Below are 20,878 nucleotides of genomic sequence, written 5' to 3'. Positions count from 1 at the left end.
CCGCCAGTCCGGTCAGCGAGCCGGGTGGTTGTGGATGTGAAGCAGCGGGCGAAGGGACAGGCCGCGCAGGGCGAAGAGGCTGCCGATCGTCCAGGCCAGGACCGCGAGGGCCGCGGCGACGGGGCGACCGGCGGCGGGCGAGGCGTCCCACACCATGAGGACCGAGCAGGCCCCGTGTGCCATCCAGGTCAGCCGGGCACCGACAGCGCCGGTGAGCCAGGACAGGACCAGCGAGGCGATGCCGACGCCCTGCCAGATGACGAACGCACTGGTCGCCGTCAGCGGCAGGCCGACCGTGTGCACGGTCAGGTAGGCGTGGACGGGGTCGGCGACGGTGGCGGTCCACTGCGTGAACCACGCCCAGTCCTGATGGTGGTACCAGTCGATGCCCTTGGGGATGCCCCACTTGAGGACGAGCAGAAGGACGACCATGCCGACGACCCCGAAGGCGGCGATGGCGCCGGGCGGGATGTCGTCGGCGGCCTTGATCGGGCGCGGCCGGGGCGGGGCCGGCCTCCGGGGCGGCGGGACGCGCTGACTGTCGTCGATGGTGTCCAGCGGCGGGATGGTCGGCTCGGGCTCGCGGGGCTCGGTGGGTTCAGGCACCGGGAGGTCTCCTTCGTGGTGGTCGACAGACACGGGCGGTGTGCGGAAGGTTGGTGGCCGGGCTGGCTGGCTCCCCGTCACCACCCGGCCCGGCATCGGCCGGGGCGGGTGGATCAGGCAGCCGCCAGACCGCCCTCGCGGTCGTGCTCGGGCGAGGCGGTGGGTGGGGCGATGTAGGAGCCGGGGGAGGCTGGCGTGCCGTCGTAGCACTCCTCGCAGCTGCCGATCGTGCGGAGACGTAGGCAGTGGAAGTAACGGCGGCCGCACTCGGGGCAGGTCTGCCGGGCGGCCATCGCCTTGTCGAGGGCGTACTCCTTGGCAAGGGTCATGGGCCGTATCGGCTTGGCCTTGTCGATCTCGTACAGCCACGCCTTGCGCTTGCCGCCCCGGCATTCGATGACGGCGACCGGGTCCTGGCCGCCGGGCCGTAAGCGTCGCTCCCTGAGCTGCCGCCGGGTGACGAGCCCTTTCGGTGCCTGCCTCCATCGGTAGACGGGGAGCGTGCCGGACTCGGTGGCGTAGACGTCGACGTCCCGGACGGCCGGCGGGGACGCAGGTTCAACGGCGACGGCCACGGTTGTGTCCGCGGCCGGTGTGGACCTGGACCTTGGCGCGGCCGCGGGCGTTGACGTTGATCGACCGGCCGGGACCGGGGCCGGTGGCGAGCATCTTGATGAGGACGAAGCCGCCCACGACGACGACGCCCAGGAGCACGAGCGCCTTGACGAGTTCCATCAGCGCGGCGGCCAGGAAGTAGATGCCGACGCCGCCGACACCCACGATGAACGCGACCAGCGCGGCCTTCACCAGGAGCGGGGAGACGTAGGGCTGCGGGGCCGGGGCGGGCGGCGCGGTGTAGTAGGCGACGTGCTGGCCGTTGGGTCCGGGCACCACGACGACGCCGTCGATGCCGACGGTCGGCGGGTAGACGACCGTGTTCTGGGGGAGCGGGACGACGTGCTGGCCGTACGCGGGGGCGGGCGCCTGCCCGTACTGGGGCGGCAGCGGCGTCGGGTAGTAGGTGGGCTGGGGCTGCTCGCCGTAAGACGGCATGATGGGGTCTCTCCTCTGCTTGGGGAGCTCGGGCGGTGTCATTTGGCGTGAGATTCGCCCGTGGAGGCTTCGGCCTCTTCACCGGCCTCCGGGGGTGCTTTCTTCATCCCCGGAGGCCAGTGGAGCCGTCGAAGCTCAGTGGGTGTGCGCTTCAGTCGGTGAGCTGGCGCCACCGCGTGGGCAGCAGCTCGTCCCGGCGCAGCAGGATCGTCGGCGGGTGCCCGGGGCCGGCCTTGGGGAGCAGGGCGACCGGCTCGGTGCCCAGGTGGGTGAAGTCGAACTCGAAGTCCGTGTCCACGGTGTCCTCTTCCTCTTCTTCGGGCCGGTGAGTCATGCCGCACCGGCGCTGTCGCTGTCGTCGTCCTCGAAGACGTCCAGGGCGTCGGCGATGACCGACTCCTCGAATCCGTCCTCTTCCGCGAGGCGCTTCTTCGCGGCGCGGACGCGGTCTCCGACCCACGTCTCGCCCTTGCCGTACTGGTTTCCGAGGCGCTCCAGGTCCGGCGCGATGCCGGACAGCGAGCACTTCGCGATGTACCGCTCGGCTTCGTCCCGCTGCTTCTCGCGCACTTCGCGAGGAACGCGACCGCCGTTTTCCGAGGCGGTCAGGGCGGGCACCGCGCTGAGCGCGACCCCACTTTCCGAGGCGCGGCCCGCAGAAATCGAGGCGCGGGCGACTCCACTTTCCGAGGTTCCGCGAGCCTTGGTGGCGGCCCGCTCCAGGGCGCGCTGCCGCTTGAGCTTCTCGGCTTCCTCCAGGGCGCGGGCTTCGGCTTCGGCCTTGATCCGTTCGGCCTCAGCGGCGGCTTCGGCTTCCTTGCGGAGCGCCTCTGCCTGGGCTTCGGCTTCCTTGCGCAACGCCTCTGCCTGGGCTTCGGCCTTGACGATCTCGGCCTGGCGAGCGGCCTCCCGGTCCCGTTCGGCCTGCTCCCGCTCCCACTCCTCGCGGCGGCGGCGGTCCTCGATCTCAGCCTCGGTCTTGCGCCGCGTCGCCTCGATTTCTGCGGTGCGCTCGGTCAGTGCGAGCCGCTCGCGTTCTGCCTCGATTTCTTCGCGGCGGGTGCGAGAGGCTGCCTCGATTTCTGCCTGCCGCCGCTCGTTTTCGAGCCTCGCGTTTTCCTCGCGTTCGCGCCGGGCGACCTCGCGTTCTGCCTCCTGACGCTTCGCGGCGGCCTCGCGTTCTGCCTCCTCGCGCTTGGCGGCGGCCTCGCGTTCTTCCTTCTCGCGGGCTCGCTTTTCGGCGGCCTCGCGTTCCGTGGCCTTCGCGCTCTCGAACTGCGCGATGATCGCGGTCAGTTCGCCGCGCCTCCTGGTCGCGTACTTGCGGTAGCCGGTGGCGGCTTCCGCGAGCAGGATCAGCAGGGCCGGGGCGACGGAGTGGAGCAGGATTCCGCCGGCGTCCGGCTTCTGCGGGATGGCGTGGAAGTGGCCGTCCGGGTAGAGCGACGTCCAGCAGTTCATGACCCAGGTCGACAGGCCGGCGGTCCAGCGCAGCAGGAACGGCCAGCCGCCGGGCTTGTAGTCACCGCCGTGCTCTGCGAGGACACCGTCGACGTACAGGACGGTGATCAGGGCGAGGCTGGCCAGCGGGTCCAGCATCCAGGCGATGTACCAGGGGATCTCGTGGGAGATGCCGAACAGGGTCACATTCACACAAGTGAAGATCAAAGCGCCGCCCCCGAGGGTGAGCAGCGCCTTGGTGACCATGGCCAGGACCTCGTCCAGCTTGGCGATGGACTTCCGGGCCTTGCTGGCGTCCTCCGCACTGACGGGCGCGGGGCTTCTGGGGGCCCCGGCCTGCTTCGGCCGGGGCACGGTCGGGGCGCTCATTCTGACTACCTTCCGTAATGTGCGGGGGGAGTGTGCGGCGCACACTGCACAGGGTGCAAACCGGGATCAATCATCTGTGTGCGGGCCTGCACACTGGAAAGTTCCTAGGGGGAGGGAGGGGCCGCACAGTGCGGTGTGCGCTGTGCGGCCCCTCCCGGGAATGGTGACTCTCAGTTGCCGTTTTCGAGCGGGGAGCGGATCAGGTCGTACGATCCGTAGCCCTCCTCCGACTCGTCCTTGACGATGACGCCGTCGTCCAGGAGCTGCTTCTTCAGGCGGTTCCACCAGTCGCGGGCGCCCTTCTTGTTGACCCGCATCCACAGGTCGTTGAGCTCCTTGGGCTCGAAGCTGTCTTTGCCTTCGCGCACCCAGGAATCCAGGCGCGCAAAGATGGCGTCCCTGGTGTCTTCGGGGGAGAGCTTGTCCTCGTCGGCCACCGCGCCGGGCAGCTGGAAGACCGGGGCGTCGTCGGCCGGGGCCTCGATCTCCTTCTCGACGCTGAGGTGGTCGTACGCGCCGGGCTCGGGGTCGGCGGCCAGGATCTGCCGCAGTTCCTCGTCCAAGTCCTCGGTCTCCTTCGCGAGCAGGTCCGGGTCGATCTCCACGTCCTCGTCCTCCTCGTCCTCGTCGGCGTCGTACTCGGAGGCCGTGTCCGCCGCCGGGGCGGCGGGGGCGGCCGGCTGCTGGGGGAAGGCGCCGGCTCCGTCGACGTCGCCCTCCAGGAGCGGGGTGGTGTAGAAGGTGCGGTTGGCCCACAGCGCGCCGAACGCGGTCGCGGTCGTCTCGTCCATGGGGGTGCGCACGTTCATGCCCGCGGTGACGGCGGCCGCCAGGGTGGGGCGGTCGGCGTTGTAGGTGCGGGCGGTGACCGCCCAGCGGTCTTGGTCGATGCCCATCCCGGCCGCGTACAGGTAGCCGGGCTTCCTGTTCGCCCAGCCGGGGAAGGCGCCGGCGTCGATCGCCTCGGGCGGCAGGACGTACTGGGCTTCCGCCCCGTCGGACAGGCCGTAGGCCATACCGGCGGGGTGGTTGGAGCGCGCCGTGGTGTCCATCTGGTCGTGCGTGGCGCGCTGGATGGAGGAGAGGAACCAGCCGCCGGTGGAGCGCAGGGTGCGCAGCACCTTGCTGTACGCCTCGCCGTCGGCGAAGTCGGCGGCCTCCTCACCGATGATCAGCAGGAAGTTCAGGCCGCAGCCCGGCTTCCACTTGGCCAGGCCCTTGGCCGCGAGGTACTCGCCGCGGGCCTTGATGACCGTGTGCATCTGCTTGAAGAACCGGCGGGCGTCCTTCTCGTTGGTGATCACCATGTCGGCGGCGTGCCGGACGTGCCCGTAGTCCTGCATGAACTTCGAGCAGTTGATGACGATGACGGACACCTCGGTGCGGGTGGCGGCCTCGGTCACGATGATCGAGTTGCCGACCGTCTTGCCCGCGCCGTTGACGCCCTGGGCGACGCAGTGCTCGACGTTCTCGCCGCCCTTGACCTCCTGCGGGTCGTTGAGGATGCCGGGCAGGTTGAGCTTGAGCGTCTCGCCGTCCTCGTACCGTCCGAGGTTGATCGGCAGGTCGCCGAACCCGGCGCCGAACGCGCTCGGGCCGGGCCAGGCGAAGCCCTCCTTGAGGAGGTCGGCGACCTGGACCCGCATGGTGATCAAGGAGGCGTCGTCGTCATCGACGGTGTGGGTGATGCGGCCCTGTCCGAGCTTGAGCGCGGAGGTCATGGCGGGGATACGGCGGGCGAACTCGTCCGCTGTAGCCCCGTCCTTCGCCTCGATCTTGGCGACGACCGTGCCCTTGCCGTTGGACTTGGCCTCCTGGAGCTCGTGCTTGGCCAGGCCGATCTCGGATTCGAGCTTGGCCCACTTGCCGTCGGCCTTCTCTCCCGCGCCCTTCTTGTGCAGCGCCGACCAGAGGTGGTTGGCGATGCACAGGCCGGACCCGGCGAGCATCCAGGCGCCCATCGTGGCGCCGGACTCCAGGCCCACCACGGTGCCGAGGGTGACCCCGGCCGTGGTGGCGACGGCGTTGACCTGGTGGAGGTAGCGGACGTCCTTGTCGCGCTTGGCCTTGACGTCCATGTGGTTGATCAGCTTGGCCAGGGCCGCGCCGGTGCCGGCCAGACCGAGCGCGGCGAGCGCCAGGGAGGCCGGGGTGGTGGCGAGCAGCACGTGGGCGGTCTCAGCGACGATGCAGCCGCCGATGTTGATGCCCCACGGCCCGCCGTAGGTGACCCATGCCTTCCTCGAGGACTCCTGCTCCTCTTCGGTACGGGTGTCGATCTTCTTCGCTCGTGCGGAGATACGGCGTGCCATCACGCTGCCCTTCCGGCCTCGCCCGGACGCCCGGCGGCGCCCTTGGGCTTGTCACCGATGGAGAATCCGGGCTTCTTCGAGCCCTTGCCCTCGCGCGCCTTCCGCTCAGCCTCGATCTCGGGCTGGATGAAGTGGCGGACGAAGGAGGCGTACATCTTGACGCCGCTCAGGCCCAAGACCTTCGCGGCGGACGCGCCGCCCTTGAGGTGGGCGGACACCAGCTTCGCGCGGATCTTGGACTGGGCACCGAAGGTCCACCACTTGCCCTTGTACTGGGCGAGGATGGCGCCGACCATGTCCGCGTCCATGCCGATCCGCATGTGGAGCTCCAGGCCGATCGCCCGCAGGATCCGGGCGTACTGGTAGAGGTCGCGGTCGCTCGTGAACTCGATCTTCTCCAGCTGCTTGATGAGCTCCGAGAGGTTCGAGCCGAGCTTCTCGCCGCTGTCGCTGTCGCTCATGTCGGGGTGGGTTCCTTCCAGGTCGGGGGTCGTGCGGACGGGTCGGGGGCTGTCACCTCCCCGCGGGCCCGCACCTCGCGGTGCGGAGCCACGGGCAAGCGGCAGGAGTCACTTGCTGGAGGCGGTGCTGTCGTTGGCGCTGGAGATCGCGGCGCCGATGCCGGTGCCGATGCCGTCGATCGCTTTCGCGAGCGGCGACGTCGCCAGGGCGTAGCCGCACACGAGCGCGGCGATCAGGACGCCCGCTCGCATGTCGGAGCGCCAGAACAGGTAGGTGAAGCCGCCGGCGAGCAGGAAGAGGGGCAGTGCAATCACGAGGTCCTCCAAGGACGGGGAGTCGGGGAAAGTGCTCTCCAGCCGCGAGGGCCGAACAGAGCTGGGGAAGCGGGTGCTCCTTCGCTCTCCACCGCCACCGGACCGCGCGGGGCGGGCCGGTGGCGACTGGGCAACGCAGGAAGCGGGGCAGGGTCAGAGGGTCACTTCTTGCCAGCGTTCGATCCGCTCGACTGCCGGTTCTGTTCCGCGTTCTTCCGCGAGAGCTCCGCGCGTTCGGCGTCGGTCATCGCTGACCACCGCCCTGAGCGTTACGGCGGTCGGCCTCCTGCGCCCTGCGCAGTGCCTCGTCGGCCTGGTTGCGTGTGAGGATGTTCATCGGGCCTCCACATCAGGTCCTGACGGCCTCGGGGGTGCGATCCTCGGGGCCGTCCTTGTGGTGCGGGACGGGCTGTCCGGCTCCCCGTCACCGCCCGTTCCGGCCGTGGCCGGTGCGGGCGGATCAGGCAGCCGTCAGACCTGGACGAACTCGAGCGCGCTCATCACGCTGGTGCCGTGCAGCGCGACGACGGTGAGGCGGTTGCCGTCCCGGGTGCGCAGCTGCTCGCCTTTCGCGGTCCGGGTGTGCACGACCGGCTCGAAGCCGGCCACCGTGTTCGCGCCGATCAGGCGGTATGCCTCCTCCGAGCTCAGCCCGGCGACGTTGTAGCGGGTCGCCGGGGTCGCGCCGAAGAACTGGTGGTTGATCAGGGAATCCATGGGCTCTCCTGCCGGGTGGGTGGTGGAGCGGGTGTCCTCCGCGCTCTCCACCGCTCACCGACCGCCGAAGCGGGCGGTGAGCGACTGGGCAGCGCGGGGCTGCTGGTTCAAAGGGGCGCGGTAGCGCGCCTGTTGCCTTCTGCAGGCGGTGCCGGGTCGGTTCCCGGTGCGTCATGTTGAGCTGTGACGCGCGCCGTGGTTGGTACGGCGCCTCAGCTGCGGCTTCACGCCACCGGATTGGTGGGTGCGACGGGCAAGGTCGGGCCGCGGGGACAAGGCTTCACCCGGCTTGTCTCGGGGGCGATCTGTCTCATCTCGCCACATGCTTGGGGCCACGCTGGTCGATCCGCTTGCCATCCAGCCGGTGGTGCATCGAACTGGTCAGCTCCCGGTCCTTCCCCCCGTCCCCGGTGACCGGGAACGGCGTGCCGTGCGTAGGGGGAGAGCAGGCGTGCCTCTCGCGTCAGCCCCGCATGATCGCTATGGAGTTCTCAAAGTACGGACGCTTCCTTCAAAACCCCCGGCCAATCACGGCTGTTGAGGGTCCATCCGGGCGTTTCCGCCGTCTCGTCCCGGGGCTCGCTCCTGGCGTGGCCCTGCGGCGATCTGGTCGGTCTGTGCTGGGGGACCGAGGTTCCGGCTCCCTCATCCGGCGCCGCCCGAGGGCGGTTCCGGGTGGGGGAGCCGGGTCCGTGAGGACCCGGCTGGAGCTAGGCCGCGAGCGGCAGGGGCTCTGTGGCGGCGACCGACGGCGCGATGCGCAGCTGCGCGGCGTAGGGGAGGAGCGCGTCGACCAGGCGCTCACGGACCAGCTCGGTGATCGAGGGATCCGTCGCGAGGATGTCCTCGGCAGCCGCCCTGCGCGCCGCGAAGTCGTGGGCGACCTTGTCCTGCGCGGCCTTCCGGCCCTTCTTCAGGCTGGAGGCGGCGTCCCAGCGGGCCAGCTCGCCCGGGGTCACGAACTCGTGCAGCTCCAGCGGCGTACCGAACGCGACGTCCAGGTCGACGTCGCCGAAATCCGGCAGCTCCACCTCGATCGCTGCCAGCAACTCCTGGGTCTCAATGTCGAAGTCCTCGGTGGCGAGGCTGGCGGCGGGGCGGCTGGTGAGGTTCACGGGTTTTCCTTCCAGGCAGGACCGATGGACTAGGCGAAGTAGATTGACTACTCAATGCCCGATGCGCTGATGCTTGCACTGAGAGCGACGGCAGGTCAAGCCCCGAAACCGACATCGGCTAGATTGACTACTCATTACTAGGGCGGTAGACATCTCCCATGGCAGTCAGCGGCAGGGCGCGCGCCCTCTACCAGCGCATCGCGGACGGGATCCGCGCCGAAATCGCCGACGGCACCCTCGGGCCAGGCGCACGACTGCCAACCGAAGCCGAGATCGCAGACCGGTGGGACACCACCAGATCGACCGCCGTGCAGGGCCTCAAGGTCCTCGTCAACGAGGGGTTGATCATCAGCGATCGCCCCCGCGGATACTTCGTGCGCAGCCGCCGGCCTATGGTCTACCGGCCCCAAGGGGAGTTCCGGAAACGTCCCTTGTCCCCAGAGATGGACGCCTTCATTACCCAGATGTCGCAGGAGGGCCGGGAGGCCAGCCAGCACATCGAGGTGAGCGTCATCGCGCCGTCGCGTGATGTCCGCGAGCGACTGAAGCTGGACGAGGGCGAATTGGTGGCCGTGCGACGCCGCGTCCGGATCATCGACGGAGTTCCGTACAACACGAACGACTCCCATTTCCCGCTCGCGTTGGTGCAGAACAGCGAGATCATGAACCCAGATGACATCGCCCGTGGCGCCAACGTCGTCCTGGCTGAACTGGGCCACGAGCAGGTCCGAGCCCTGGACGAGATCCACATCCGGATGCCGACGCCTGACGAAGCCGACCGACTCCAGCTCGGTCCTGGCACTCCCGTCGCGGTCCATCTGTGCACGGGATACACCCAGGACGGCAAGCCGGTCCGCACCGTCGTCAACGTTTTGCCTGGCGACCGGCACGTCTTGGTGTACGAGCGCAGCAAGCCCCAGCTCGCATCCAACCCAACGATCCGACCTGCTGGCGAAGACGACCTGGACACAGTGATTGAGCTCTGGGAGCACGCCGCCTCGTGGCTGGCTAGCCAGGGCATCGACCAGTGGCAGTACCCGCCCCGCGAAGAACGCATTGAGGAGAACATCGCAGCTCACGAATGCTGGATCGTTGAGGACGACGGAGTCCCCATCGCCACTATCACCGTTGACGACCGTGCGGACGCAGACTTCTGGAGCCCGGAGGAGGCAGCTGAGCCCGCGCTGTACGTGCACCGCATGGCTGTGCGGCGTGACGTCAGCGGCCAGGAGCTGGGCTCCGCAATGCTCGACTGGGCAAGCCAGCAGGCTGCCGCCCAGGGCAAACAATGGCTGCGCCTTGACGCCTGGAAAGACAACGGCGGCCTGCATCGCTACTACGGCTCCCGCAACTTCAGCCATGTTCGGACCGTCGAAGCTGAGAGCCGGCGCAGCGGGGCTCTCTTCCAGCGCCCGGCTGGTGAAGTCCGTGGGGCAGGTCCCGAACTGAACACCCGGGACGCTTGATGGGTTGGGCTTCGTGCCATCCAGGCGCCGCGGGTTGTTGTCCGTCTGGGGAGCGGAATCAACAACCCGCAGCGCCGAGATTGCATGACTTCGGGTACCGGCCATCGCCATTAGCGCTCCTGCCGGTCAGACGGCGTGAACAGGGCCTTGAGGAGCCAGCCCGTGACGCCGCTTCCGACCACCGCCATGACGATTTCGCGGACCACCAGGAGCAGGGCCACCACGACCAGGCCCGCCGTCAGGATCGCCACGATGGCTACAGCCGCCTTGGCCCAGTGCCGCGACTTCGGCAGTTGCCCGCGACCGCCACAGCGGCAGCCGGTGACGGGAGCGTTGGTCGTGAAGTCCGTGGAGCGGCCGTGCGCGTCGGTCACCAGGTGCCGGTTGTCGGTCATGGTGCCCCTCCTCAACTCGCCGCTGGATCGAATGAATTTGCTGATCACAACCGTCTGATGGGGGAGCATGACCAAACGAGGTCCGGCAGCGGCCCCGTACCGGACCAGTCCGGGACATGAAGAGGACCGCAGCCGGACAAGGGCTCTCGCTCTGCTGACTAGCCGTCGTTGCAGCACGACACTGGCGCTGCAGAGCACGTATTCGTGACTCGGGAGGACCGGTGGCCGGCAACGCACGCAAGGGGGATCCACGCACCACGCTGGAGTTCCTGCTGCGCCAGCAGCCGCGCACGTACGAAGAGATCGTCCGTGACTTCGGGCGTCTCGCCGGAGAGCTGGGTGAAGACGTCACCCTCAGCACTCGGCACCTGCGGCGGCTGGCCAGTGGAGAGCGGGCCAGCACCACCCCAGTCATGCGCCGTGTTCTGCAACAGATGTTCGGCAAGCCGCTCGATGCGCTTCTCGCCCCTTGGGGCGGCGAAGCCTTACCGGCGGTGGACGAATCCACGGGGCTGGTCCTGGCCACAGGGCAGCCGACTGCGGACCGGGAGATGATTGAAATGGCAGCACGACGCGCTAAGAGTTTCGCCCTTGCAGCAGGTCAGACGGAGCTGACGTCCGACGTCATGGAACAGGTACACGCGGACGTTCAGCGTCTGGCGACGGACTACCCCCAGCTGCCCCTGTCGGAGCTGCTGCCCGACCTGATCACAACGCAGGACACGGTCTTCACCCTGCTGGAACAGCAGCGCCGCCCCTCTCAGGCGCGCCAGCTGTACTTCCTCGCCGGGGTAACCGGGGGACTGCTCGCGAAAGCCTCGCACGACCTCGCCGACCCGCACGCGGCCCTGACCCAGGCGCGGACGGCGTTCGTCTGCGCGGACAACGCCGACCACAACGGCCTGCGCGCGTGGATCCGTGGCATCCAGTCCCTGGTCTCGTACTGGGCTGGCCGCACGCGCGAGTCCGTCAAGTACGCCCAGTCCGGCGCCGAGTTCGCTGCGACCAACACCTCCAGTGTGTGGCTGCCGATGAACGAGGCCCGCGCCTGGGCAGCCCTCGGTAACGCGAACGCGGCGCGGGCCGCGATCGAACGAGCCGAGAACGCGTGGGACCTCGTCCAGGAGGACGAGGTCGACGAGCTGGGGGGCCTGTGCAGCTTCGGCCGCGCCCGGCAGATCTACTACGCGGCCGAAGCCCTGTCGTGGTTGCCGTCGCAGGCTGAAGCCGCAGGCGACTATGCCACGCGGGCCGTTGCGGCCTATGCGGACAACTCGTCACCGGAGTGGGCCTTCGGCGACCAGGCCGGCTCCCACAGCGCCTTGGCCATCGCGCGCATCCAGGGCGGCGAGCTGGAAGGCGCAGAAGAGGCCGTTGCACCGGTCCTCGGGCTCGATCCCGAACAGCGCATCAACGGAATCATCAACTGCACGCAGCGGGTACACCGCGCGCTGCGGGACTCGCCGCTCGCCGACGCCGGCGCCGACCTGCAGGAGCAGATCGAGATCTTCACCCGTACGCCCCTGAAGTCCCTGCCCCGTTAGGAGTCCCGTTGCCGTATCCGATCCGCGTCACCGGCAGCACCGTCGTGCTGCGGGAGTTCTCCATGCAGGACGTCGACGACGTCCTGGGGATCATCGGTGACGACAAAGTCACGACGTGGCTCAGCTTCGACAGCCGTGACCGTGACCAGGCCGTCGCCATGATCGAGGGCACGCTCGAGCGCGCTCGGCAGGAGCCGCGGACCGAGTTCTACCTTGGGGTGACCAAGCGCGACGACGACCACGTGATCGGCTTCGCCAGGATCGGGCTCAGCGGCGTCCAGGCCGGGAAGCTGGGCTACGCCATCGCAGCGAAGGAGTGGGGCCACGGCTACGCCACGGACGCGGCCCGCACTCTGGTCACGTACGGGTTCAAGGAGCTCGGTCTTCACCGGATCACCGCAGCGATCGGCCCGGACAACACCGCCTCGATCGCCATCGCGCAGCAGCTCGGTTTCACCCGCGAAGGCACGCTGCGGGACCACGTGTTCACCAACGGGCAGTGGCGCGACAGCGTGTTGTTCTCCGCACTCGCCCACGAGTGGAGCTGTGATGGCGACTTGGGTCCGGAGAAGCGCCGATGACGAGGGCGAAGTCACACGTACAGCAGCGGTCGGTCGCAGCGTCACTGACCGCCAGCTGTCGTCTCGAAGAGGCCCGATCTGAACACGACACTATCGGCGCATCGTTCGGCGATGGCAAAGATCACTCCCATCGTGTATCTTTCAGGAGTTCATCGATCTTGAAAGGCTGGGCCATGTCCGACGCGAGCCCCTTGGAGCGGGTGGACGCCCTACTCGATGACGTCCTACCGCCGCCGCGCGTGCGGCAGCAGCTGCGTCTCGCTGCCGGTCTCACACAGCTGGAAGTTGCGGAGGCCGTGGGCGTGAAGCGCCTCGCGGTGGCTCGCTGGGAGCTGGGGGAGTCACACCCGCGGCGACCTCACCGCGCGGTCTACAAGCACTTCCTCAAGAGGCTCGCGGAGCGATACCCGGATGCCGCAGAGCTGGATGCGGGCAGCGCGACGCCGGCCTCCGAAGGGGGGTCGGGATGACCTAGTGGCCATCGGCCGCGCGCGCCAAGAAACGGACTACCAATCCGCTGGCCTCGCGCGGCCCGTCTACCGAACGGCTTACCGCCGTGTCGGTCGCTCAGGTCCCAGTTCCAGCTGGTCCTGAGCCGCGGCTCATTGAGCCGCTCATATCTCCACCGGCCCCTTACCAGGGCCACCACCACCGGCCGCTTACCACGGCCACCACAGCCGTAGCAGTACCGATCCGCATTACCCGCGGGCCCCCACCACAGGGGCTTCGCGGTTCAGCAGGACCGGGAGGGGAGGAGAAATCTCCCCCCACCCGATCGGTGTCCGCCCGCTTCTCACGAAGGGGGCGATCCCAACCCATCCGCACATCTGGTTCGTCCGGGCCCGAGGGCTCTGGTCGGTCCAGCTATATGGAGAGCAGGTCGTTTCTCATAGTGCCCGAAGTGGTGTCCCCCTGTCAGCTTGACCCTGTCCGTTTCACACCGGTTCAGGCATGGCGGGCTTCCCGTGTGACGGGATCGTCGCCCGAGTCCTCCCTCTTTACCCGCTTCGTACAGGAAGAGGGTCTTCCAGTAGGAAGCTCCAAGAGCAGCTCTTTCAGGGGCTGCTCGATGAGCGTGGTCGCGGTGTCTGCCGCCCCGCTCGTGCACCCGCTCTCGGAGGTCGTCGACAACTTCGTCGGCGGCGGCGTCCGGGAGGGTGTCGTCCCGTGTGGCGGGACGGGTTCCAAGATTGTTGCCCGCCGTGCGGGAACGCCGGGGGTATCCGCGGCTGACCAGAATCTATCCACAGGTGATCTGGTCCATGGTCGCTGGATGGATCATGTTCTGACGTCTCTGCGGGGTGTCCAGTGAGCGCGGTCGCGGCGTGGGCCGCCCCGCTCGTGCCCCCTCGCTCGGAGTTCATCGGCGGGGCGCCGCGCTCTCGGCTTCGGTCGGTTCCGGCTCAGGCCGGTCCGGTCGTTCCGCTGGAGCTGGGCAACCCGCTCCAGTTGACGGAGACGATGCGCACGCGGCTGCTCGCGGCGGTGCGTGCGCTCGTGTCGGCCCCGGCGCTGGACGGGGCGTGTGACGCCACGCGGCTGGCGTCGGTGGTGCTGCTGGCGAAGGCCCGGGTCGCTGCCGACTACAGCACGGAGATCACTACTGCGGAGCTGGGCCGATGGCTCGGGCTGGGGAAGTCCCGGGTCGCGCACACGGTGCTGCCGGAGCTGCGCGACCGCGGCGTGCTCGGGTCGAACGAGACGAACAGCGCGGCCGGGCGGGCGACGGGCCTGGAGTGCTGGGTGATCCCGATGTACCGGGCGCAGCAGGCCGGGGACCGGCGGCACGTCCTGGCGCTGTCGCGGGTGGAGCTGGCGGTGCTGCTCAAGCTGATCGAGGTCTTGTTCGCGCCGGGTTGGACGCACAAGGACGGGCGGGTGACTCCGGCCGGGATGCTCGCGGACCGTACGGGGCGCGGGGCGGCCACGGACCGGCTCGGGCTGCTGCTGATGGTGCTGTCGACGAACTCCAAGGGCTGGCTGAAGCTGTGCCCGGGGTCGGTGGACACCGAGCGGGGCCGTCCGGCGGCGACGGTCGGCCGACTGCTGGGCTGCTCGCCGTCGGGCGGGGCGAAGGTCCTGGCTCGGCTGGAGGAGCGGGGCACGGTGACGGTGGACCGTCGCGAGACGGCGTCCCAGATGAACGCGCGCAGCCGGGTGCGGCTGCTGCCGGTCGCCCAGGCGCACGGTCTGCTCGTACGGGAGGCCCGCGCGGCTGCCGACGCCGTGTTTTCAGACCTCGCTGCTACTGCATCCGGAGATCTTGAGACTGGCGAGGACACTGGGACCCTTGCGGTTACTGGGGTCTCGGGTGCCGGGCAGGGCCAGGAGGCCGATACGGCAGACCTCGCCGTTGCTGCACACCTTCACGCCTCTCACGCTTCTGGGGTTACTCCCGGTGGGTCTCTCGAGCTCTCTTGTGGGTTTTCCGGCGAAGGCCGTGGTGGGACCGGTGGTCGGCCGGAGCGCGCGGGCACGTGCGAGGACCAGGCCCCGGAAGCCGCTGCCGCTGGCCGGCTGCTGCTGGACGACGGTGACGGTGGCCCGCTTCGCGGGGAACAGCGTGAGAAGTCCCCGTCGATCAGCGATGAGGGCGACTGCGGGTCGGTGGCCGGCGCTTCGGTGCGGGCCGTGGACGGTGCGGGTCAGAACAGGCAGCAGCAGGGGCGGGTGCCGCTGCCGCCGGAAGACCTGCGGGTGATCTTGGAGCCGGTCAGGCTGGTGTGGGAGCGCCTGGAGCGTCGGGGCGCCCGGAAGCTGGTGGAGTCCGCGACTCGTACCGAGCTGCTCCTGGTGGAGGGGTTCGCGGGCCGCGTCGACGCGCCGCAGGTCCTCGCTGACCGCCTCACCCGGCGCCTGGAGGAGCAGATGCGTCTGGGCGCGCCGATCACGAGCCCGGTGGGCTGGCTGGTCAGCCGTGCTCTGCCCCAGCGTCAGGAGTGCGGCGAAAAGCTGTGCGACGAGGGCGTGCTGCTCGACTCGGGCCGTGAGTGCCCGCGGTGCGAGGACCGGCGGTTCGATAGCCGTGGACGGCGCCATGCGGTCGCGGCCGCCGTCGACGCCGCGATGCCGTACGCCTCGCCGGAGGAGCGCCGTACGGCGACCGAGCGGCAGCTGCACGAGACCGTGACCGTCCAGGCGTGGGCCCGCGAGCAGCGTTGGGAGCAAGTCCGGGCCCGGAAGGCGGCGGCCGCCAAGGACCGTGCCGAAGCCGCGGTCGTGCGCCCCGCCATCGATGAGCCGGCCGTGCCGTCGGCCCCGGTCGTGCTGCCCGCTCCCCGCCCGGCACCCGCCGTCGCACTGGAGCCGCAGGACGACGTCGTCGACCAGGCGCCGCTGGTCCTCGAGGAACTGACCCGCGAGCAGGTCCTGGACTGGCGCAACCGCGCCGCGAAGGACCACCAGCTGGTGGTCGACCACATCGACCGGTACGGCGAGGTGTCGGCGCAGCGGCTGTTCACGAGGGCGTTCGTCTCGCAGGTGACCCGGATGTCCCGCCTCGGGCACCTGAGCCTCGGCTACACCACTTGGGAGCGGTCATGAGCGGCGGCGAGCTGTCGGGGGTCGACCTGGCCCGGGTCGCGTTGCGGGCCGCACTGGAGACGGCGCGGAAGAACGGCGGCAACGGCCGTACGGCGAAGGCGAAGCCGCGCACCACGTCGTCCGTGCTGCGGCACGGCGGGCGGGAGCCGCTGGGGCTCGGTGCCGCGATCGGCATGCTGGTGAACGAGCGGGCGTGGGAGCTCCCGGCCGCCGGCGCTTCGCTGCGGGAGCGGTGGGAGGCCATCGCCCCCGAGTTCGCCGGGCACGTCGCCGCGGTCGGGTACGACGCCAGCTCCGGCCGGCTCACCGTGTGCCCGGAGTCGGCGGCCTGGGCGACCAAGCTGCGCCTGGAGCAGGCCCGCGTCGTCCAGGCGGCGAACGAGTCGGCGGGCCGTACGGTCGTGCGCGGCCTGCGGATCCTCGCACCCGGGTCGGTGCCTGTGTCCGAACCGGACGCTGTCGCCCCGGCGGCCGCGCCCAACGGTCCGGTGAAAACCCGCGAGTTGGCGTCCGAGGGCTACCGCCAGGCGCTCGCCGCTCACCAGTCCGTCGCGCCCGCGCGGCGGGTGGACCAGGGCATCGCGCAGGCAGTTGAACGCCAGAACCGGGCGATGCGCGAGCTGAGCCGCCGCGCGTTCCCGGAGCCGGAGGTGTCCTCGGACGACCAGCCGGCCCCGATCGAAGCGGGCCGCATCCACCGCCGCCGTGAAGCCGAGGCCACCCGCACCCTTGCGCTGCGCCGGGCCCGTACCGAGCGAGCAGCCCGGCAGGACAGCACCGCTGCGGGACACCCCGGGGGCGCGGCAGTCACGTTGGAGCGTACGGCGTGATCAGAAGCAGCGGGCTGTTGTCGCCGGGTCGGGTGATCGGGGCCTTGAGGGCCGCCGTCGACTGCAAGGATCGAAGGCCACGTGACGGTGAAGGAGACTGACGAGGATGCCGAAGAAGCGCAAGAAGGACCGCAAGGCGCCCCAGAAACGGGCCTCGGTGCGGACCGCTCCAGCCCAGCCCGCACGTTTGGAGCTGGTGGATTGGGACGACGCCCCGGAGAGGGACATCGACTTGCTCGAAGACCTCGGCGAACGGTTTCCCGCTCCCGTAGACGCGGTGAAGGCCGTGCAGGCCGGCGAGCGCGTGGAGTGGACGGGCAGCATCGACGGGTCGACGATGCGCCACCGTGTCCTCCTGGCCGACGATGGCACCGCAGTCGTCGAACAGGCCGTCGTCGTCGGCGGCCCTCTTGAGGGAATTCTGCTGTGCGCCTGGCACCAGGCCGGTGAGCAGGGCCGGGACCGGATGGTAGCCGGAGTGCTCACCGCCCTGCACTACCTTCACAGTGCGCTCCGGCCAGTCCTGGAGGCCGAGATCCGCAAGGTCCGCCCCGACTACACCGCCTCTGTTCCGCAGTCCTTCCACGAGGAGCCGGAATTGCACGGGCCCGGCATGCCGGTGTTCGGATGGCGTCTCCTCCACGCGGTCGGCCCGGACACCACCTGGGAGGACACCGTCGAAACCGCTACCTGGAACACCTCCCAGGCCATGTCCGGCGTGCTCGACTACTACGACCACGTCCCCGAGCTCCAGCGGGCCGAACTCGCCCGCCTACTGCGCCGACACGACGTCCCAGCGGTGCTCTGCGCGCAGTGCGGCAGCCCCATCACCGACCGCCACCCGCGGTGGACCGGTACCTGGATCACGCCTGACATAGATGCTGGCCCCTTTTGCGGAGACCCCTACGCCGCTCCTGTCGCTCCGCAGCCCGTGCTCGGGACTCTTACCGACCAGGAGTTCGGCACCCCGCATCGACCCGGCTGAGCACGCCCCAGCCGGTTGCAGGAACGGCGTGGGCGACAGGAGCCGGGGCGGCGCAACCGGTCTGGAGGGTGAACACCGCTGGTGGCACGATGAGTTGGGCAAAGGAACGGGAGTGCTCATGACGAAGGTCACCAATGGCATGACGCCGCAGCAGCGTGCGATGGCGGCACAGGAGTGGGAGCCGGCGGAGTGCGACCAGCCGTGCCCGTGTGGCACACCGGACTGCGGTCACGGCGAGCCGTGCCAGGCTGAGGACTGCGAGGGCCACGACCGGCACACCATGCGTAATCCGACGACGGATTCCGACGTAACGGCCTGGCAGGACTCGTTCGACTGCTGCGAGAGCTGCAGCGGCTCCTTCAAGAACATCTCGCTGTCGGAGCAGCCGTGGGGAACCGTGGGCCGCGACGGCACCGTGACGGTGTTCGACGGCGTCAGCCACTACGAGCTCGGTGTGTAGTCCGATTTGATCACCTCCGGGAGACCACGCCCCCGCTGGGCAGGACGGCGTAGGTTGCGCCCCCGGACATCGCCCTGGAGGGCGTGAGGCCGACCTGAAAGGGTGCGGAACGGGCTAATGGCAGCAGGGCCCGGCGGATCCCGCCGGGCCCTGCCCTCTTGCCGTACGCCCTTCGGCCCGCGAGAGTCGTCATCGTCGGGCGGAAGGAAGTCCAGTGGCTGACCTGTTGGCCGTGCCACCTTGCGGAGGTGCCCCGCTGCAACGGGGCCTCCTGCGTTCTGCGGTGCGTGTCCGGACCGTTGGACCTGCGCCTCTCTTGTACGCGCATGCGCGGCCCGCGGGCCGCGCGCGTCGCGCACGTGGGAACGAGTTCAAGAATGGGGGGATAATGAGTCCCGGCCAAGAGCTGTAGGCAGACACTTTCCCCTGTCCAAGCGCCACCCCGCTTGACCTGCACTGATGAGGCAGATTCGCGGGTTGTTAAATCCGGTGGCGAACCATCCTTTGAACAATTCCGTTCCGACCTTTAAATAACAGGTCGGCGCTTTATTTATGGTCTGCCTCCAATGGGAACTGAATCGGCATTGTCAGGCGTAAGCGTGGGTAACGTGGGATTCGCTGGCGCCTGTGGCTGCAACTACTGGCGTGAGTCAAGTCCCGTGCCCTGCAAGGCACTTGAGCACCAAGTTCCGGACCGCTAGCTGACCATCCGCCTCCTGTTGGGAGTCAACTTCCTTGTCGTTCCTGCTTCCTGAGCCCGTTCCTGCTGAGCAGAACGGGCCGTGCGCGCACATCCCGGCGAGCACCGCCAAGTCCTCGCCGCTGGCCTCCTTACTCCTGCTGGTCATACTCCTGGCCGCGCTGTTCGTCCTACTCGCCCGCGGGATGAAGCTGGAGGAGGCTCTCGCCATCCTGGGGGCCGGCGGTCTGCTGGCCGCCGAACTGCGTCAGCGTCTGCTCTGACCGATGCCCTGCCGGGGCCCGTCTGACCGACGGGCCCCGGTCCTGTTCCGGGCTCGGGAAGGAGATGGACGCCGTGGCCCGTCCCATGAAGCAACTGCCCCACACCAACGACCCACTGGTGGCCTTCGCGCGCGACCTCCAGGCGCTGCGCAAGGAGGCCGGTGACCCGCCGCTGGCGCTGATGGCCGAACACAGCGGGCTGTCCACCGCGACGCTGTCGAACGCCCACGCGGGCAAGAAGCTCCCCACCTGGGCGACCGTCAACGGCTACATCCTGGCCTGCGGCGGCGATCCCGAGAGCTGGAGTGCGCGCTGGGAGAACCTGCGCCTGGCCGCCGCCGGCTTCTCGGGCGATCTGTGCCGCGAGGCACTGAGCCGCTGGGAGCGCACCGGCAACCTCACCCCGCCGCACGCCGTCGACGAAGCCGAGCTGCGCGAGCTCCTGAAGACGCTGCTGGACTTCAACGGGCTCAGCCACCGCACCCTGGCCCAACAAGCGCCCGGCTATTCCCATGTCACGTACGGGGCCGTTCTGCGCGGAGCACGCCCGCTGAAGGCGAAGATCCTCTACCAGATCCTCATCGGCTGCGGCGTCTACTCCCTGCGGAGCCAGGAGGCGTGGTTCCACCTCCTGAGCAGCTTCTCCTGGAGGGAAGGCGTGGAAGGCGGCAAGCTGCTGGCCCGGGTGGAGCGGCCCCTGCGGTATGCCGGCGACATCGACCTGAAGATGCTCAAGGCCATCCTCGAACGCCTCGAGCGCGGCCGCGGGCTGTTCGCCGCCGACATCGTGTCGTACGACAGCATCAACGCCCTGCGCACCGCGTACGAGGACATGCTGGCGCTGCTGCTGTCCTCGCTGCAGCGCTCCCACGTTCAGCTGCCGCCCAAGCTCAGCTACGCCTACAACCGGGTCGTCGGCGAGCTGCGCAACAGCTCGATCCCGAACCCGGCCGCCATCGCCGCCCTCGTCCCGCTTGCCATGCCGTTCCACCCCCGCCTGCGCACCCGGGTCGTCATGGCGCTGAAGAACGCGGGCGAACTGCTGCACCGGGCAGAGGCCGGCGAACTGAACATCCGGGGGGTGGCAGGGCTCCGGCTTCCGCTGCCGCCGCCCCTGCACGTCCAGCGCACCACGCCGACCGCCTCGTAGTTCCCGGGCGCGTGACCGGAGCCGCGGTCTCAGCCGGTGGCCGACTGCGGGGCGCCGGTCCGGCTGTGCTGGGCGTCGAACTCGTCCAGGGCCTCGCCCAGGCGGGCGGCCACCTCGGGCCGGGTGTACTTGTCCCCGGCGAGCCAGCGCAGGTACGCCTCGGCACCCTGGAGGAGGCCGGAGCGGGGGTGGCACTGCACCAGGGCGCGGTGGGTGCCGCGCTCGAGGTGGTGACTCCAGGAGTCGACGTCGACTTCCCCGTCGGGCGCGGCGACGTGCCCGTCGACGAAGCCGCCCTCGGTGGTGGTGCAGCAGTTCCAGCCGTAGTCGATGACGCACCGCTCGCAGGCGAGGGTGCCGCGCATGTCCGGGTAACGCCGTTGCCACTCGCCATCGAGGGCAATGACGTCCCCAGCGAGCGGGATGTTCTTGCGGCACAGGCAGCACCTGATGCGGAACGCGACGGACACGGTGGAGCTCCCCATTACCTTGCGGGCCGGACCTGCTCAGCCTGGCAGCCGGCGGCCCCGGTTCTATGCCGTCGCCATGCCG

The 20,878-nt window shown here is 69.4% G+C and carries 22 protein-coding genes; 10 read left to right on the top strand and 12 right to left on the bottom strand.

Going from position 1 to position 20,878, the window contains the following annotated elements; genetic code table 11:
- Positions 1 to 12 precede the first annotated feature (12 nt).
- The 10 genes from ACFWWR_RS38105 to ACFWWR_RS38060 all read right to left on the bottom strand — a co-directional run bounded on the left by ACFWWR_RS38105 (position 13) and on the right by ACFWWR_RS38060 (position 8,409).
- A complete protein-coding gene (locus ACFWWR_RS38105; RefSeq protein WP_384169098.1) occupies positions 13 to 606 on the bottom strand; it encodes a hypothetical protein in 594 nt (197 codons plus the stop codon).
- Positions 607 to 719: 113 nt separating this feature from the next.
- The gene (locus ACFWWR_RS38100; RefSeq protein WP_384169095.1) at positions 720 to 1,181 is read right to left on the bottom strand and encodes an RRQRL motif-containing zinc-binding protein; all 462 of its coding nucleotides are present in this window, start codon (positions 1,179 to 1,181) and stop codon (positions 720 to 722) included.
- The gene (locus ACFWWR_RS38095; protein WP_384169092.1) at positions 1,165 to 1,659 is read right to left on the bottom strand and encodes a hypothetical protein; all 495 of its coding nucleotides are present in this window, start codon (positions 1,657 to 1,659) and stop codon (positions 1,165 to 1,167) included. Before ACFWWR_RS38095 ends, ACFWWR_RS38100 begins: the two co-directional genes overlap by 17 nt.
- A gap of 151 nt (positions 1,660 to 1,810) precedes the next feature.
- On the bottom strand, positions 1,811 to 1,993 hold the full coding sequence (locus tag ACFWWR_RS38090; RefSeq protein ID WP_093780598.1) for a hypothetical protein: 183 nt from the start codon (positions 1,991 to 1,993) through the stop codon (positions 1,811 to 1,813).
- Positions 1,990 to 3,489 carry a hypothetical protein gene (locus ACFWWR_RS38085; protein WP_384169089.1) on the bottom strand — a complete coding sequence of 500 codons (1,500 nt, stop codon included), beginning with the start codon at positions 3,487 to 3,489 and terminating at the stop codon, positions 1,990 to 1,992. The genes ACFWWR_RS38090 and ACFWWR_RS38085 overlap by 4 nt, the downstream gene beginning before the upstream one ends.
- Before the next feature lie 170 nt (positions 3,490 to 3,659).
- The gene (locus ACFWWR_RS38080; RefSeq protein WP_384169086.1) at positions 3,660 to 5,801 is read right to left on the bottom strand and encodes a hypothetical protein; all 2,142 of its coding nucleotides are present in this window, start codon (positions 5,799 to 5,801) and stop codon (positions 3,660 to 3,662) included.
- Entirely contained in the window at positions 5,801 to 6,262 is a 462-nt protein-coding gene (locus ACFWWR_RS38075; protein ID WP_384169082.1) for a hypothetical protein, read from the bottom strand. The genes ACFWWR_RS38080 and ACFWWR_RS38075 overlap by 1 nt, the downstream gene beginning before the upstream one ends.
- A gap of 108 nt (positions 6,263 to 6,370) precedes the next feature.
- On the bottom strand, positions 6,371 to 6,577 hold the full coding sequence (locus ACFWWR_RS38070) for a hypothetical protein (RefSeq protein ID WP_384169080.1): 207 nt from the start codon (positions 6,575 to 6,577) through the stop codon (positions 6,371 to 6,373).
- A 471-nt stretch (positions 6,578 to 7,048) separates the two neighbouring features.
- Positions 7,049 to 7,294: a hypothetical protein gene (locus ACFWWR_RS38065; protein ID WP_384169077.1), complete on the bottom strand. Its 246-nt coding sequence runs from the start codon at positions 7,292 to 7,294 to the stop codon at positions 7,049 to 7,051.
- 710 nt (positions 7,295 to 8,004) lie between these two features.
- Positions 8,005 to 8,409, bottom strand: a complete 405-nt coding sequence (locus ACFWWR_RS38060) for a hypothetical protein (protein WP_384169074.1) — start codon at positions 8,407 to 8,409, stop codon at positions 8,005 to 8,007.
- Positions 8,410 to 8,567: 158 nt separating this feature from the next.
- Here ACFWWR_RS38060 and ACFWWR_RS38055 point away from each other — a divergent pair, with 158 nt between their 5' ends.
- Positions 8,568 to 9,875 (top strand): GNAT family N-acetyltransferase, encoded by a 1,308-nt coding sequence (locus ACFWWR_RS38055; RefSeq protein WP_384169071.1) that lies wholly within the window; start codon positions 8,568 to 8,570, stop codon positions 9,873 to 9,875.
- A 110-nt stretch (positions 9,876 to 9,985) separates the two neighbouring features.
- Here ACFWWR_RS38055 and ACFWWR_RS38050 read toward each other — a convergent pair whose 3' ends face one another.
- The gene (locus tag ACFWWR_RS38050; RefSeq protein ID WP_384169068.1) at positions 9,986 to 10,270 is read right to left on the bottom strand and encodes a hypothetical protein; all 285 of its coding nucleotides are present in this window, start codon (positions 10,268 to 10,270) and stop codon (positions 9,986 to 9,988) included.
- A 221-nt stretch (positions 10,271 to 10,491) separates the two neighbouring features.
- Between ACFWWR_RS38050 and ACFWWR_RS38045 the strand changes: the two genes are divergently transcribed.
- The 9 genes from ACFWWR_RS38045 (at position 10,492) to ACFWWR_RS38005 (ending at position 20,326) form a co-directional block, all read left to right on the top strand.
- Positions 10,492 to 11,814, top strand: coding sequence for a hypothetical protein (locus ACFWWR_RS38045; protein ID WP_384169065.1), 1,323 nt, complete (start codon positions 10,492 to 10,494; stop codon positions 11,812 to 11,814).
- An 8-nt stretch (positions 11,815 to 11,822) separates the two neighbouring features.
- Positions 11,823 to 12,395: a GNAT family N-acetyltransferase gene (locus ACFWWR_RS38040; RefSeq protein ID WP_384169062.1), complete on the top strand. Its 573-nt coding sequence runs from the start codon at positions 11,823 to 11,825 to the stop codon at positions 12,393 to 12,395.
- On the top strand, positions 12,392 to 12,865 hold the full coding sequence (locus ACFWWR_RS38035; protein ID WP_384169059.1) for a helix-turn-helix transcriptional regulator: 474 nt from the start codon (positions 12,392 to 12,394) through the stop codon (positions 12,863 to 12,865). Before ACFWWR_RS38040 ends, ACFWWR_RS38035 begins: the two co-directional genes overlap by 4 nt.
- A gap of 838 nt (positions 12,866 to 13,703) precedes the next feature.
- Positions 13,704 to 15,938, top strand: coding sequence for a hypothetical protein (locus ACFWWR_RS38030; protein ID WP_384169056.1), 2,235 nt, complete (start codon positions 13,704 to 13,706; stop codon positions 15,936 to 15,938).
- Positions 15,935 to 16,768: a DUF721 domain-containing protein gene (locus tag ACFWWR_RS38025; RefSeq protein WP_384169053.1), complete on the top strand. Its 834-nt coding sequence runs from the start codon at positions 15,935 to 15,937 to the stop codon at positions 16,766 to 16,768. Before ACFWWR_RS38030 ends, ACFWWR_RS38025 begins: the two co-directional genes overlap by 4 nt.
- Before the next feature lie 106 nt (positions 16,769 to 16,874).
- On the top strand, positions 16,875 to 17,753 hold the full coding sequence (locus ACFWWR_RS38020) for a hypothetical protein (protein ID WP_384169050.1): 879 nt from the start codon (positions 16,875 to 16,877) through the stop codon (positions 17,751 to 17,753).
- Between the two features lie 118 nt (positions 17,754 to 17,871).
- Entirely contained in the window at positions 17,872 to 18,213 is a 342-nt protein-coding gene (locus ACFWWR_RS38015) for a hypothetical protein (RefSeq protein ID WP_384169047.1), read from the top strand.
- 735 nt (positions 18,214 to 18,948) lie between these two features.
- The gene (locus tag ACFWWR_RS38010) at positions 18,949 to 19,176 is read left to right on the top strand and encodes a hypothetical protein (protein ID WP_384169045.1); all 228 of its coding nucleotides are present in this window, start codon (positions 18,949 to 18,951) and stop codon (positions 19,174 to 19,176) included.
- 73 nt (positions 19,177 to 19,249) lie between these two features.
- A complete protein-coding gene (locus ACFWWR_RS38005) occupies positions 19,250 to 20,326 on the top strand; it encodes a hypothetical protein (protein ID WP_384169042.1) in 1,077 nt (358 codons plus the stop codon).
- A gap of 29 nt (positions 20,327 to 20,355) precedes the next feature.
- Here the strand turns inward: ACFWWR_RS38005 and ACFWWR_RS38000 are convergent, their stop codons facing one another.
- On the bottom strand, positions 20,356 to 20,796 hold the full coding sequence (locus tag ACFWWR_RS38000) for a hypothetical protein (RefSeq protein ID WP_384169039.1): 441 nt from the start codon (positions 20,794 to 20,796) through the stop codon (positions 20,356 to 20,358).
- Between the last annotated feature and the right edge of the window lie 82 nt (positions 20,797 to 20,878).

Origin of the sequence: Streptomyces sp. NPDC058678 (assembly GCF_042714835.1) — a bacterium.
GTDB lineage: Bacteria > Actinomycetota > Actinomycetes > Streptomycetales > Streptomycetaceae > Streptomyces.
This window is presented reverse-complemented; position numbering and strand designations above follow the sequence as displayed.

Bases quoted from the DNA above. Each gene is read 5' to 3' on its own strand.
- ACFWWR_RS38095 (WP_384169092.1), bottom strand. From the start codon at position 1,659: ATGCCGTCTTACGGCGAGCAGCCCCAGCCCACCTACTACCCGACGCCG.
- ACFWWR_RS38090 (WP_093780598.1), bottom strand. From the start codon at position 1,993: ATGACTCACCGGCCCGAAGAAGAGGAAGAGGACACCGTGGACACGGAC.
- ACFWWR_RS38085 (WP_384169089.1), bottom strand. From the start codon at position 3,489: ATGAGCGCCCCGACCGTGCCCCGGCCGAAGCAGGCCGGGGCCCCCAGA.
- ACFWWR_RS38080 (WP_384169086.1), bottom strand. From the start codon at position 5,801: ATGGCACGCCGTATCTCCGCACGAGCGAAGAAGATCGACACCCGTACC.
- ACFWWR_RS38075 (WP_384169082.1), bottom strand. From the start codon at position 6,262: ATGAGCGACAGCGACAGCGGCGAGAAGCTCGGCTCGAACCTCTCGGAG.
- ACFWWR_RS38065 (WP_384169077.1), bottom strand. From the start codon at position 7,294: ATGGATTCCCTGATCAACCACCAGTTCTTCGGCGCGACCCCGGCGACC.
- ACFWWR_RS38055 (WP_384169071.1), top strand. From the start codon at position 8,568: ATGGCAGTCAGCGGCAGGGCGCGCGCCCTCTACCAGCGCATCGCGGAC.
- ACFWWR_RS38050 (WP_384169068.1), bottom strand. From the start codon at position 10,270: ATGACCGACAACCGGCACCTGGTGACCGACGCGCACGGCCGCTCCACG.
- ACFWWR_RS38035 (WP_384169059.1), top strand. From the start codon at position 12,392: ATGACGAGGGCGAAGTCACACGTACAGCAGCGGTCGGTCGCAGCGTCA.
- ACFWWR_RS38025 (WP_384169053.1), top strand. From the start codon at position 15,935: ATGAGCGGCGGCGAGCTGTCGGGGGTCGACCTGGCCCGGGTCGCGTTG.
- ACFWWR_RS38020 (WP_384169050.1), top strand. From the start codon at position 16,875: ATGCCGAAGAAGCGCAAGAAGGACCGCAAGGCGCCCCAGAAACGGGCC.
- ACFWWR_RS38015 (WP_384169047.1), top strand. From the start codon at position 17,872: ATGACGAAGGTCACCAATGGCATGACGCCGCAGCAGCGTGCGATGGCG.